General features: G+C 31.5%; 11 protein-coding genes and 1 riboswitch. Of the genes, 4 read left to right on the top strand and 7 right to left on the bottom strand.

The window, feature by feature from the left end; genetic code table 11:
• Positions 1 to 123: 123 nt before the first annotated feature.
• The 7 genes from V9L04_RS03110 to V9L04_RS03140 all read right to left on the bottom strand — a co-directional run bounded on the left by V9L04_RS03110 (position 124) and on the right by V9L04_RS03140 (position 6511).
• Positions 124 to 573 carry a CHRD domain-containing protein gene (locus tag V9L04_RS03110; RefSeq protein WP_338792607.1) on the bottom strand — a complete coding sequence of 150 codons (450 nt, stop codon included), beginning with the start codon at positions 571 to 573 and terminating at the stop codon, positions 124 to 126.
• A 524-nt stretch (positions 574 to 1097) separates the two neighbouring features.
• Entirely contained in the window at positions 1098 to 2555 is a 1458-nt protein-coding gene (gene sufB / locus V9L04_RS03115) for a Fe-S cluster assembly protein SufB (RefSeq protein ID WP_338792608.1), read from the bottom strand.
• A 525-nt stretch (positions 2556 to 3080) separates the two neighbouring features.
• Positions 3081 to 3431: a DUF721 domain-containing protein gene (locus tag V9L04_RS03120; RefSeq protein ID WP_338792609.1), complete on the bottom strand. Its 351-nt coding sequence runs from the start codon at positions 3429 to 3431 to the stop codon at positions 3081 to 3083.
• 114 nt (positions 3432 to 3545) lie between these two features.
• Positions 3546 to 4718, bottom strand: a complete 1173-nt coding sequence (locus V9L04_RS03125) for a formimidoylglutamase (protein WP_338792610.1) — start codon at positions 4716 to 4718, stop codon at positions 3546 to 3548.
• A 91-nt stretch (positions 4719 to 4809) separates the two neighbouring features.
• A complete protein-coding gene (locus V9L04_RS03130) occupies positions 4810 to 5718 on the bottom strand; it encodes a pirin family protein (RefSeq protein WP_338792611.1) in 909 nt (302 codons plus the stop codon).
• A 7-nt stretch (positions 5719 to 5725) separates the two neighbouring features.
• The gene (locus V9L04_RS03135) at positions 5726 to 5941 is read right to left on the bottom strand and encodes a (4Fe-4S)-binding protein (protein WP_338792612.1); all 216 of its coding nucleotides are present in this window, start codon (positions 5939 to 5941) and stop codon (positions 5726 to 5728) included.
• Between the two features lie 102 nt (positions 5942 to 6043).
• Entirely contained in the window at positions 6044 to 6511 is a 468-nt protein-coding gene (locus V9L04_RS03140; protein WP_338792613.1) for a CBS domain-containing protein, read from the bottom strand.
• A gap of 470 nt (positions 6512 to 6981) precedes the next feature.
• On the opposite strand from V9L04_RS03140, the gene V9L04_RS03145 reads away from it, so the two are divergent.
• The 4 genes from V9L04_RS03145 to V9L04_RS03160 all read left to right on the top strand — a co-directional run bounded on the left by V9L04_RS03145 (position 6982) and on the right by V9L04_RS03160 (position 14814).
• Complete coding sequence (locus tag V9L04_RS03145) at positions 6982 to 8376, top strand: HlyD family efflux transporter periplasmic adaptor subunit (RefSeq protein WP_338792614.1); 1395 nt, start codon at positions 6982 to 6984, stop codon at positions 8374 to 8376.
• Positions 8377 to 8677: 301 nt separating this feature from the next.
• Complete coding sequence (locus V9L04_RS03150) at positions 8678 to 9835, top strand: acyl-CoA dehydrogenase family protein (protein WP_338792615.1); 1158 nt, start codon at positions 8678 to 8680, stop codon at positions 9833 to 9835.
• 158 nt (positions 9836 to 9993) lie between these two features.
• Positions 9994 to 10842: a DUF5694 domain-containing protein gene (locus V9L04_RS03155; protein ID WP_338792616.1), complete on the top strand. Its 849-nt coding sequence runs from the start codon at positions 9994 to 9996 to the stop codon at positions 10840 to 10842.
• A 466-nt stretch (positions 10843 to 11308) separates the two neighbouring features.
• Positions 11309 to 11467: riboswitch (SAM riboswitch) on the top strand.
• 434 nt (positions 11468 to 11901) lie between these two features.
• Entirely contained in the window at positions 11902 to 14814 is a 2913-nt protein-coding gene (locus V9L04_RS03160) for a PA14 domain-containing protein (protein WP_338792617.1), read from the top strand.
• Positions 14815 to 14855: the final 41 nt, after the last annotated feature.

A 14855-nucleotide genomic window follows, 5' to 3' on the forward strand; every position in this document is an offset into this window, starting at 1 on the left:
AAAAAAAGCAATCCTATTTTAGAATTTTCTATTAAAAATAAAAAACTTTAAAATAAAATTGCTCTCAAAGTAATTTGCTTTGAATGAATACTCAATTAATTATATTGGTATTCAGGAGATGTTTTATTCGTTTGAGCCGATGTTAGTATTAGCGATAATTACATCTAAACTATCTGCACTAAGATGTACATTTACATAACCATCATAGTTAATCAATTGATCATAACTTTGAGTTACTGTACTTACACTTTTAGAATTAACAACTTCAGTAAGGGCAAATGCTACTGGACCATTAGTTGTTTTTTCTCCATCATGAATATGTGCAGGATGAACTCCACCAGCAGGTGCATTTACAAGATCAATAGTTACAGTTGTTTTTGAAGCATCCACTTCATCAAAAGTAACTGTTCCAGTTACGTTAGTTAAACCAGTAGTATCTGCACTTGCAAGTGTATAAACTTTACTTCTTAGAGCAGGAGCTTCGTCCTCATCATCATCGCCACAACTAGCAGCCATAAATGTGAATAAAATAAGAGCCATGCTCCACATTGCAGTTTTCCAATAATTTTTCATAATAGGGTTTGTTTTAGTTTTAAATAAAATTAATTGATTGAATTAATCAGCTGTCATAACAAGCTACTTCCTTAGATTGTTTTAATAATTCCTAAACTATTTGTTAATAATTTATAAACAATAGATTAGTTAATTATCTTAATATAATAACAAAATGAATTATTTTAAGATATATTCATTTCATTGAAATCATTTTCTACCTATTTATTAATATAATTATTCCAAGATGCAAGGTTTTCTTATAAAAATTATTTAATACAGCTTCTAATTAATTATCTAATAAAAATAACTGTCAGACACTTTCATAAGTGTCAGTACAGTTTGTGGTTGTTGGTGTCGCTGTCGCTAAAACACCAACAACGGCATTTTTCTTTTTGTCCTGTTCCAAGATGTAACTAACCTTATTAAGTAAATAGTTTTGACTATTTTATCTCATATTATTTATCTTGATAAATTGAAAAAGTCTATTCCAAACATTTTTTTGTTTGAAATAGACTTTTTTCTAAATCTTATTTTATTAAAAATTATCCTACACTTCCTTCTAAAGAAAGAGCAAGTAATTTCTGTGCTTCTACAGCAAATTCCATTGGTAATTTATTTAAAACTTCTTTACAGTAGCCGTTTACAATAAGTGCAACAGCTTTTTCAGAATCAATTCCTCTTTGGTTACAATAGAAAATCTGATCTTCTCCGATTTTTGAAGTTGTAGCTTCATGTTCTATTTGTGCGCTACTATTTTCAGCATTAATATAAGGAAAAGTATGCGCTCCACATTGGTCACCAATCAAAAGTGAGTCACACTGAGAGAAATTACGTGCATTGGTTGCTCGTTTCATAATATCTACCGAACCACGATACGAATTTTGGCTATGTCCTGCCGAAATACCTTTTGAAACAATACGACTTCTTGTATTTTTGCCGATGTGAATCATTTTTGTACCTGTATCTGCTTGTTGATAATTTTTAGTAACAGCAACAGAATAAAATTCTCCCATTGAGTTATCACCTTTCAAGATACAAGATGGATATTTCCATGTAATTGCCGAACCAGTTTCTACCTGTGTCCAAGAAATTTTTGAATCATCGCCAAAACAAATTCCTCGTTTGGTTACAAAGTTATAAATTCCTCCTTTTCCATTTTTGTCTCCTGGATACCAGTTTTGAACCGTTGAGTATTTTACTTCTGATTTCTTGTGTGCAAAAATCTCTACTACTGCAGCATGAAGTTGGTTTTCATCTCTTTGAGGAGCAGTACAACCTTCCAAATAACTGACATAAGAGCCTTCTTCTGCAACAATTAAAGTTCTTTCAAACTGTCCTGTATTTGCTTCATTTATTCTAAAATAGGTTGATAATTCCATTGGCGAACGAACACCTTTAGGAATATAACAAAATGAACCATCACTAAAAACAGCCGAATTGAGAGCAGAGAAATAATTATCACTCACAGGAACAACTGAACCTAAGTATTTTTTGATAAGTTCTGGGTGTTCTTGCACAGCTTCACTAAACGAACAGAAAATAATTCCTAATTCTGCTAGTTTAGATTTGAAAGTAGTAGCTACTGAAACACTATCCATAACTACATCAACAGCAATTCCTGAAAGACGTTTTTGTTCTGTCAAAGAAATTCCTAATTTATCAAAGGTTGCTAAAAGTTCTGGATCTATTTCGTCAAGACTGTTTACTTGTGCTTTCTTTTTAGGAGCAGCATAATAAATAATTTCTTGAAAATCTATTTCAGGAATATTTAAGTTTGCCCATTTGGGAGTTGGCATGGTTTGCCATTTTCTGAAAGCCTCCAAACGCCATTCTAAAAGCCATTCAGGTTCATTTTTCTTTTCAGAAATGAATCGAACGGTGTCTTCTGTTAGTCCTTTGATTGCTTTATCTGATTCTATATTTGAAACAAATCCGTATTTGTATTCCGAATTTGTGATGTCTTCTAAAAGTTCTTGCTCGGTTTGTTTTGCTTCTGCCATAATTTTTTTGAAGTAAGTAGCAGTTTCGATAATGCTAATTATATAATTCTAGACTCTAATGAGTTTTAAAAAACCTTAGGGTTTTATAAAACGTCTTGTTTGTAATTAGTCTAAATAATTTTATACTGCAAAAATATAACAAAAAATTGAGATAAAGGTTTTATAAACTTTATTTTTTCTAAAAATCTTTTCTTCTGAGGTTTTTTATTCGTTTTTTGTCTTTTACTAGAGGTACAAAACATGTAAAACAGGATTAAAATCCTGTTCAATTTATAATTCTGCCATTGTTGGTGTCCCTGCCATAGCGATAAGAGCATTAAGAAATTTAGCACTCTGTTTGGAGTTTCATATTGGTAGATAAAAACAGAAAAATTAAAATTCATTTACTCCGTAGGAGAAATCCTACCAATATGTAGTTCCTACAGAACAGGAAGACAAATAAATTTTAACATTACGGCTATTATCCCCACCGACGATATTAAAAATGCAAATAAACTTATTTTACAGTGTACTAAACAGTATAAATCAGAGTAGCACTACATCTTCTATCATTCTTTTTCCAAAATGAGAATTGACACGATAAATAATAGACGTTTTTTGCATCAATAATTCATATCTCAAAGTAGGTTGAGAAACACGAATAAATATTTTTTTATTTCTAATTTCTACTTTTTCAGTTTGCTGTGCTACAAACTCGCCCACAATTTTTGCCCAATCTACTTTTAATCTGTTACTTTCATATTTCACATTCCACTTCTGAGCATCTAAAAATGCTTTCAATGCATCTCCTATTGGTTTTGGATCTGGTGTTCTTCTTGAAGGAAGTTTATTATAGTCTTTATCATACATAATATTGATAAGTAAAGTAAGGAACATTTTTTTATTGAGATGACAAATTTCTATTTAATTAAGAAGAATTGTATCTCAAAAATAACCAAAAATAAAGTGATCAACAACTACTATTTTCAAGTTGTTTAGATATTCAAAAACTTAAAACAAACGATTGTACATTTTAATCCAACGTTCTGGCATTTCGCCTCTATTTGCTTGTTGATAATCATTATAACTACAGGGAATAATGGAAGGACGATGATACGGATTTTCTTCATTATTTTCTTCAAAATGAGGCGCAGGAACTTCTAGCCACCACTTATCAGTCAGCTTACTTTTGTAAAAAACCATCATAAAATCAGTTTTTCCTCCCATCGGAACAAGATATTTTATATAAAAAGGACTTCCGAAATCATATTCAGCTTGACGATTATAAAATCCTTCTACAAAATACCAAATCATTGTCGAAATAATACTTGCTGTATGTCCATACACATCCAAATCAGGATTATATTCGTAAAAACCTATCGAAGTCATTTGAACATTATTTCCTGCATACCAACAAATTCGTGTTGCTTCTTCTGCTGAAAGTCCGAAAGGTTGGGCTAATTTGTTTCCTGCTGCATCTGCTGCACGAATGGCACTCAAATCAAAACTTAGTAAATCTGCTGTTCTGACAAGTGGTTCTACTTCTTCAGGTTTGTCTCTAATTTTTCCAACTCCGACAATATCAAAATTTAGTTTTTGATATAATTTTATAAAATCTAATGGAATCAAATATTCTTGACTTGCCAAATGTGTAATATTGAATAAATAATTGGGCTGTAATTTTAAGATTTTATCCATAAAACTATCTGCCAAAGAACTACTATTTGTATCCAAATCAATCTTAGCATCAACACACAACAGCGAAAGCATTTTATCTAATGGCTTGTAGGCTTCATATTGTGCCAAAGTCAAATCATGACTTCCTCCAATGATAATTGGCAAAACATTTTTTTGTAAAAGTCTATAACAAACTTCAGCCAAACGTTCCTTTGTTTGAGTTTCATCTTCTGTCAATCTCAAATTTCCTAAATCTACAATACTATATTTATGCGCTCGTCCTTTTTGTAAACGATATAATTTTTGACGAACAGCATCAGCAGCATTAAGCATAGATTTATTTTCTGAACCCGTTGCATCATCTACTCCAATAATAGCAATTTCGGCATCTTGCCACGAAAAATTAGCCGAAAAATTACCTGTCAGAATTTCAAACCATGTATTTTTATGATTTTGTCCATCAAAATTGGATAACGAAGGTTTGTTAAAGAATAACTCTAAATTCATTTTCTGTATTATTTCAAATCTTGTTTTATATATCTAACTCAAAAATCTATTAAAGATTATATTTTTCCTTCTTCTTTACAAATACAGAATTTTATTTTTCTTCAATCAAAACTCCCATTTTTCCCATTTGATAATCTCTCATAGCTTCCATAATCTGTGTTTGGGTATTCATTACAAAAGGTCCATGTTGTGTTATTTTTTCATTTATTGGTGTGCCACACAAAACTAAAAATTCTGCTTTTGCATCAATATCCATTTCTATATTTTCATTCTCTAACTCAAAAGCAATCAATTCTTTTTCCTCTACTTTTCCATATCCTTTTATTCTCATTTCTCCACTCACAACATAAATCATAGCATTCATTTGCTTTGGAATAGATATAATTTGAGAACCTTTATTTTCTGCTTTGCTCCAAAGGATAAGTAATTCGCTTTCTGTTTTTATTTTGCCTTTCAGAGTTTTCAGTTTATTCTCTTCTATAATTTCATAATTTCCTGCAATAATTTTGTTTTGAATAGTTTTATCTAGTGACCAAAAGAAAGGAATTTCATTTTCAGGAATATATTGATAGCTAGGAGGTTGCATTTTTCTGTTTGCAGGAGAATTTATCCAAAGCTGAATAATTTCTTGTTTACCATTTCTTTCTGCTAATTCTTTTGAAGGGCGTTCACTGTGTACAATTCCTGCACCTGCGTGCATCCATTGAACTTCGCCTTTTTTAGCAATTTGATTATTACCACGACTGTCTCTGTGATGAACTTCGCCTTCAATAATAAATGTTACTGGACTAAAGCCTCTATGTGGGTGAGGATCAATACCTTGATGGATAGCTGGCGCATCATCACGATACTCAAAACTGGCATGATGTAATAATAAAAAAGGATCTATTTGATTGATTCTTTGAGTAGGTAGGGCTTGTTTTAAAATAATCCCTCCCATATTTATATCTACGGCAGGGATTACATATTTTACTTCTTTAATTGCTTTGGTTGTTGACATTTTAAATTTATTGATTGAGTTTATAGGTCAAAGCTCCAGACGGACATTTACTAATTTGAGCTTGTAATTCTGCTGTTGTAGCATTTTCTATAGTTATCCAAGGTTTTTCTTTTGGTTTATAAACATTGGGTAATGCTTTTACACATTCGGCAGCGTGTGTGCATTTATGAGCTTGCCAAATTATCGTCAGTTCTCCATTTGAATATTCTTTTTTATTACTCATACTACATTATTTGGGATATAAAGTTTAAAAATTGTAGCTCAAAAAACCTATTTCCAAAAAAATAAAAATAGGTTGTTTTATAAATCCATGAGTGTATTTATTTTACCACGTTGTGGATTCTATAATATCAGCAGCTCTCAAAATATCTCTACGGCTAACCTGTCCTATTACTTTTCCTTGCTTATTAAGAACTGGAAAACGACGAATAGGTGTATTCAAAAACGCTTGTGCAATATCCAAAACATCTTGATCTTCTGAAACTGTCTGTACGTTTCGTGTCATAAAGTCAGCTACTTTTCCCATACTTATAGGCTGATTATGATAGGCTGAACCAATCATAACACGCAGACAATCCTTTTCAGAGATAATTCCTACTAGCTCTTGATTTTCATTGAGTACAGGTGCACCTGAAATTTTCTTTTCTAAAAAAATATTAATTACTTCTGAAACAGGTTGCTCTGGACTAAAAGTAATTAAGTTAGTTGCCATATAACGAGTTACTGAAGGATAAGCCTTAATAGATGCTAGTTTATCTTTGTCGCTTGCTGTATTTTTTGGTGTAAAATTCATAAGTCTGATTTGATGTTTAAGTTTGTGAAAAATAAAAAATTATTGTGAAGTTAATTTGGTTATATATTTTTGTAGTGTCTTTTCTTAGTTGATTAATTCTAATTAATTAACTCTATACTTAGATTATTAATGAGTAGAGAAAAACAGCTTTTAACTTTTTCTATACCAATTTAACTTAAAAAAGTGATAATTCAAAATTTAATTTGGTTTAAATACCCAAACACACTCTTGAATTTTGATATACACCTGTTTTACAAACTTTTATTTGAATTATTTTTTATAAAACACTATCGCTCTATTTGTAGTTTATACAATTACTTTAAATCATTTTTTAGAAAAATTAGGATAAAATAAACCTATTTTTCATAATTGAATGCAACAAATTAAAAGCAAAGTTATTATCTTTGATAGTAATACTTTTATCTACATCAACAGATTCAGATTTATATAAAAACTGCACTTTAAAAACTATGTTAGGAATTTCAAAAAACACAATGCCAGAAGGCGATAGATTATTTGAAGATTTTTATGTCTTCGAACTTCTCCAAACACCTCGTTATGGAAAAATAGTTGCTTATTGGTCGTTAGGAATTTTTATGGCAGGTATAGCATTTTTGTTTCTTCCTTGGCAGCAAAACATTGCAGGTTTTGGGCAGCTTACAGCACTTCGTCCAGAAGACCGACCTCAAAAAGTATATCCTGTTGTAGGTGGACGAATAGAAGCATGGCATATTCAAGAAGGGCAGTTTGTTAATGCAGGAGATACCATAGCTAGAATTTCAGAAGTAAAAGATTATTATTTTGATCCCAATCTAACAGACAGAATGGCAAGTCAGATAGATGCACAAGGAGACGCAATCGGTTCTTTGGGAGATAAAGCAAGAGCATTAGACCAACAGATTGCAGCTGATCAAGCAGCTATGGAATTGGAAGTAAATCAGGCAAGAAACAAAGTAGAACAACTCAAATACAAAATTACGATAGATAGTGCTGATTTGGTAGCTATCGAAACACAATATCAAAATGCTATAAATCAGTATCAGCGTGAACAAGAATTATTTCAAAAAGGACTTACTTCCAAAACTGATTTAGAAAACAAAGAATTAAAAGCAAAAGAAGCAACAGCAAAACTCAATTCAGCACAAAATAAATTGGCTACCACACGTAATGAATATCTCAATACTGTTTTAGAGGTTTCATCAAAAAGAGCTTCTTATATGAGTAAAATTGCAAAAGCTATTTCAGATAAAAGTTCTACTCTTGCTTATGTAAATGAAAATGAACAAAAACTAACCAAACTTCAAAACGAACTTACGAATGTAGAGGTCAGAAAGGCTAATTATATTATTCGTGCTCCTCAGTCTGGCTATGTAGTTAAGTCTTTACTTACAGGAATTGGAGAAATTGTAAAAGAAGGACAAGCTCTTGTTACAATTATGCCTGAAAACCCACAACTTGCAGTAGAACTGTATGTTTCTGCAAATGATGTTCCTTTGCTTCAACGTGGAACACATGTCCGTTTGCAATTTGATGGTTGGCCTTCGCTGGTTTTTTCGGGTTGGGAATCAGCTACAGTAGGTACTTTTGGTGGAAAAATAGCAGTCATTGATTATATCAACACAAAAAATAAATATCGTGTTTTGGTTGTACCTGATACACAAGCTGAAGAAGATTGGCCTGCTGCTTTGCGTGTAGGAAGTGGTGTTTATGGTTGGGCAATGCTCAATGAAGTACCAATTTGGTATGAGTTATGGCGACAACTCAATGCTTTTCCTCCTCTGCCTGTGGAGGGAAGTGATTATGGAAGTAAGGAAGATAAAGATAAAGTCGAACAGATGGAATATGATTCTAAATTAAAAAGGTAAAAATTAAAGGTTATCATGGTTATTGTTGTATAACAGTCTTCCAGACTGTTGAATTTGATAAAATACTGTTTTTGATGTTCAGACTGGAAGCCTGAACTACCTTAATACAAACTGTGATAAGGTTTATTATAAGCAAAAAAAATCAGTTGCTTAAAACAAAAAACCACATTCTTTTGTACAAGCAACAAATATTTGATAATAGAACTACATAATTTCGAATTTCACTATCAAAAAATTCGCAAAAAAATTGTAACTTGAGCCTTAAAAGAATCAATAAAAAACAACCATAAATAATAAATATATGTCAGTAGCGACACCTACACAAACAAATACAAATGAAACGCTTCAAATGATTGCCAAAATGGTACAAGATTTTGGAGAGCGTGCTATCACTCCAAACCGTAATAAATGGGACGACGACCAACATTTTCCTGTTGATGTAATGAAGGAATTAGGAAATTTGGGTTTAATGGGCGTTTTAGTTCCAGAAGAGTATGGAGGAAGTGGTTTTGGTTATCAAGAGTATGTAACTGCAATTTCAGAACTTGCCGTTATCGACCCTTCAATTGGTCTTTCAATGGCTGCTCACAATTCACTTTGTACAGGTCATATTTTACAGTTTGGAAACGAAGAACAAAAAAAGCGTTGGTTGCCAAAATTAGCAACAGCAGAATGGATTGGTGCATGGGGCTTGACAGAAGCCAACACAGGTTCGGATGCAGGAAATATGCGTACAACTGCTGTTCAAGATGGCGATTATTGGGTAATTAATGGAACAAAAAACTTTATTACTCATGGTAAAAGTGGCGATATTGCTGTTGTAATTGTTCGCACTGGAGAAATAGGCGATTCTCACGGAATGACTGCTTTTGTTATCGAAAAAACAACAGAAGGTTTTTCAGGTGGACGTAAAGAAGACAAATTAGGAATGCGTCTTTCTGAAACGGCTGAACTCGTTTTTGATAATTGTAGAGTTCATAAAGATAATATTTTGGGAAAAGTAGGCGAAGGATTTGTTCAGTCTTTAAAAGTATTAGATGGTGGACGTATTTCGATTGCTGCCCTTAGTTTGGGAATTGCAAAAGGTGCTTTACGTCATTCGATTGTTTATTCAAAAGAACGTGAGCAGTTCAATCAACCGATTGCAAACTTCCAAGCGATTGCGTTTAAATTAGCAGAAATGGCTACTGATGTAGAAACTGCCGAACTTTTGACAAGACAAGCTGCTGATCTTAAAAATAAAGGAAAAAGTGTAAATAAAGAATCTGCAATGGCAAAATATGTAGCTTCTGAAGTGTGTGTAAAAGTAGCTTCTGAGGCTGTACAAATTTTTGGTGGATACGGATATACAAAAGATTTTCCAGTAGAAAAATATTACAGAGATTCTAAATTGTGTACGATTGGAGAAGGAACTTCTGAAATTCAGAAACTTGTTATTTCTAGAGCAATTTTGAAATAATTTTCAATTATATGCAAAAGCTGAAATCCATTCAAGAAAGATATTTTTTGAATGGATTTTTTTATTTAAAAAAAGTAATGCAACCTTCTTTCAATTTTTAACTCTATTATGGTGTATTTTATAAATTTTATTTCTATACTTCAGTACTTTACTACACTATGAAAAATACTTTTTTTGCCCTCTCCATTTGTCTGCTATTTTTTTCATTTTCTTCGATTGCTCAAAATACTACTCAAGAAAAACCAATAGAAGTGCTTCTTTTCGGAACATTTCATTTTAATAATCCAGGTGCTGATGTTGCCAAAACCAAAAGTTTTGATATTGAAAGCGAGAAAAGCCAAAAAGAGTTAGAAGAAATTTCTGAAAAAATCAAAGCCTATAATCCTTCAAAAATCTTTGTAGAATGGGAATACAACGAACAGGAACAACTAGATTCCTTGTATACTCTATATTTGGCAGGAACGTATTTTGATAATCCGAAACTCTCTAAATTTTATAAACAAAACGAAATTTTTCAACTTGCTTTTCGTGCAGCCAAAAAATTAGGACATAAAAAAGTATATGCAATGGATTACACAAATACAGATTTTCCTTTTGATAGTTTGATGCAAGTAGCGAAAGAAAATAATCAAACAGAGTTGCAAGAGGAAATTATGCAGGTAATTCAAGAATTTTCGACTGGTTTTGATGCTCAAATTGATGCTCAAAAATCGCTTAAAGAAATTCTCTATTACAATAATAGTCCTGCTTTACGTCAAAAGGACTTATCTCTTTATACTCAAATAATTACTAAAGTTGGAAATAAAGATAATTTTGTAGGAGCATATTTGGCTTCTGAATGGTACAGAAGAAATTTATATATGCTTTCTATTATGCAAAAACAAATTACAAAAGAAGATGAAAAAGTTATGATTTTGTTAGGCTCAAGTCATGTAGCACTTATCAATGAAATTATTTCAGCGCATTCAAATTTAAAAGGAATTGAATTGCAAGAAGTTTTAGACTAAAAATAGAATTCTATTCCTAAATTAGAATCTGTGTAATATTTCAAATATCGTGAAAACAAAAAAAAGTATCTTCTAAATATCTAATAATACAAGCAAGTTGATTTTTGGATTGTATATAAAAAAAACTGTCCAACTCTATTCTACTTTTGCCCAAAAACACACAAAATCCTAATAATCAGTCTTTTTATTAACTCTTTAAAGTAAAGAAAATTTTTTGTAAATATTAAATTTTGTTAATTTTTAAAAACAATAGTGATAAGATTTTATAAAACGCTATATTTGAAATATTAATTAATAACACTAATTATTATAATTAATTAATAAAACATCCTTATAGTGCAATAATGGTTTTGATTAAACTATCAAATACCAAAGGAAAAATACTTTTTCATAAACTCATATTTGCATTACATTTCAATTACACATAGTTAAATCTGATTTAATTTTGATTTACTAAAGTGTATGAGATTTATAAAGAAGTACAGAGAGAACAGGCTCAATGATGTACTGGCAACCTGCCATTATTTTAGTATAAATTAATACTATAAGCAAGGTGCTAATTCCTGCCTAAATCAAATTTTTTCTTTTTGAATTTTATTCAAAAAGAATTTAGGACATATAAATTCATAACCATCATGTTCATACAGACTCTACCAAGCTTAACATTTGAGCAAACAGCCAACTCAACATCATCTCATTTACAGGCAACTTTTATTACGTTACTTTCTGCTGATTATTCTTTTGTACAAACCATTTCTAAGGTTATGTGCTGGTGTTGTTGCTGTTAATTTTACTCACTAGGTTCTATTATTTCCATTATTTTTTATTTTTCCTAAAAGAAGAATAGGTGTTTTGTATTCCTACAAAAATAAAAAGTCCTAATTAATATTTTTATAATACAAAATTTAGTTTATAAATAATTGTGCCTACATCTTTTATAATCAATAAAAAAATATTATTTCCATAACTAAATGAAATGTAAAGAAAAAATCATGTTATATAATTCATTTTTTTCACCCGTATTCTTATAAGAATACTTTAAGCTCCTATACAAATATTATGAACACAAACATTCAAAATTCAAAACCTACAACGGTAAAACTTAGCTACTATAAAATAGTATCGCTAGGTATATGGCTAATGACTACTCTATTTTATACAAATAGTCATGCTCAAACTTTAATCTTTAAAAGTGGCTTTGAGGGTACAACACGGCTTGAACCTAGAACGCCTAATCATGAGAAAATAAAAGGTTCTAATAATTCTTCCAATCCTAGTGATTGGGAAAATGACCTTGTTAATAATCCCTATTTTGGATATGGCGAAATTGTTTATGAACAAGGTGACACTACTCAAAGAAATGCACGAATTGTTAAAGACCCCCAAAATACTAATAATAAAGCAATGCGCTTTAGGATTACTGATCAACATATCACAGTAACAAATTCATATACCAATAAAATTGAACACAAAGCTCGCATACAGTATAATTTACAAAATCAAAATGCAGCACCTGTGGGTGGTTTTATTAAAGAGTATTATCAAAAATGTCGTATTTATTTCTCACCCGACCTTGCAATACTAGAAGCTGAAGATGAAGATTTTGGGTGGTTTATTTTGCAAGAATTTTGGAATGACCCTTCATACGATGTACCAAGAGGACAAGCACGAAAATCAACCCGAGTTGATTTTGAAATAACAAGGATAAATCATGTAGCAGGATCAAAATTAAGATTTGGTGCTAAGTTTAGAGATCCTATAAATGTTTACCCAGCTACATGGGAATATATAAATCCTAATTTTGAAGTTCCACTTGGAAAATGGATGACTCAAGAAATTTATATTAAAGAGGGGGATAACAATACAGGAAGAATTTATATGGCTATTACAGTAGATGGACAAAAAACGGTTATTGTTGATAAAATTACACGTACAGTAGCCAATGCTACGAGCAGTTATACACCAGATGGGCAGACAGCATGGAATCCTATGAAAATATACATGGAAGGTAAAGTGGCTAAGTTATTTAAAGACCAAGGCAAAATCCTAGATGTATATTGGGATGATCTTGAAATATGGTTTAATAGAACTCCAGAGAGTAATGTAGGAGGTACAACTATAGCTGCCCCCTCACAATTTACAGCTACAAATGTTCAAGCAACACAAGCTACCTTTAATTGGACAGATAATTCCAACAATGAAACTGAATTTTTACTTGAACGTAGAGAATTACCTAATGGACAATATGAAGTAGCAAAAATCGAAGCTATTGATGTTACAACAACGCTTGATGCAGCCTTAACACCATCTACTTCATATAGATATAGATTATCAGCTAAAAATGCAACCATTCAATCCGAATATACTTATACAGATGTTACTACACCAGCAGCCCCTGTAAATTCACCTTCAGGTCTTACAGCTACAAATGTGCAGTCCAAACAAGTTACTTTAAACTGGACAGACAATTCAAATAATGAAACTGAATTTGTGCTAGAAAAAAGAAATGTAACAGCAGGCGAAAGTTATTCTCTTCTCCAAACTTTGCCTACTGATGCAGTTACTTTTACAGATACGAACTTGTTACCAAACACGTCGTACAATTATAGAATAATTGCTAAAAATGCAACGATGCAATCTGATTTCATTTATCTGAATGTAGTTACTCCTTTTGCACCTGTAAATACGCCTTCGGGATTTACAGCTACAAACGTTCAATCTACACAAGCTACTTTAACTTGGAATGATAATTCAAATAATGAAACCGAGTTTGTCATTGAAAGAAGGTCAGTTACAGATGGAGGAAATTATGCGTTAGTACAAAGTGTGGGTACAGATGTTACTTCTTTTACCGACCCAACACTTCTACCTTCTAAAGATTATAAGTACCGATTATCAGCAAAAAATAGTACAACTCAATCAACATTTATTTATTTAGATGTTAAGACACCAGCAGTAATTATTACAATAAATGCACCTTCAGGGGCTACAGTAACCAATATTCAGACTAATCAAGCTACTTTAACTTGGAATGACAATTCAAATAATGAAGCTGAATTTATTATTGATAGAAGATCAGTTACTGATGGAGGTAATTATGAATTTCTTCAAAGTGTTGGTGTAGATATTACTTCTTTTACCGACCCAACACTTTCTCCTAATAAAGAATATCGTTACAGAATTTCTGCTAAAAACGGTAATGTAGTTTCAGATTTTTCTTACCCTAATAGCTTTACCACTCCTGAAGAAGCAGGAACAGGACTTCAAGCCACTTATTATGATAATATGGATTTTACAGGCACATCAATTAGCAGAACAGATGCTACTGTAAATTTCAATTGGGGCAATAGTTCGCCTTCATCAAGTATAGGAGCTAACACTTTTTCGGCTCGTTGGACAGGACAAATTAAACCTGCTTATACTGGAACATATACTTTTTATACTACTACTGATGATGGGGTTCGTCTTTGGGTAAATGATGCATTATTAATCAACAAATGGAATAACCAAAGTGCTACAGAATACACAGGCACAATTACCTTAAATGCAGGACAAAAATATAGCATAAAACTAGAGTATTTTGAGAATACAGGAGATGCAACTGCTAAATTAAGTTGGTCAAGTGCAATTCAACCAAAGCAAATTATACCTCAAACAGCTTTATATCCTGCTTTCTCCCCTATTGCAAAAGTAGCTACTAGAAACGTAACTAAAAATAGTGAAACTACTATTACTGCTTATCCGAATCCTGCAAAAGACATTCTTTATGTTCGTGTAGATAAGATAGAGCAAAATGAGGTAACAATAGAATTGCTTTCTTCTCTATCACAAACGGTAAAGAAAACCAACTATTCTACTATAAAAGGTAATAATACCTTTGAAATGAATATTCAAGGCTTAGCTTCAGGAGTTTATTTTCTAAAAATCTATAATGGAAAAGAAGTAATTGTAAAGAAAATTATTATTGAATAATAAAAATAGAATAACTATTACCAATAGAGCTATCTTTTTTG

This window comes from Bernardetia sp. MNP-M8 (assembly GCF_037126285.1).
In the GTDB taxonomy this organism is placed as follows: Bacteria; Bacteroidota; Bacteroidia; order Cytophagales; family Bernardetiaceae; genus Bernardetia.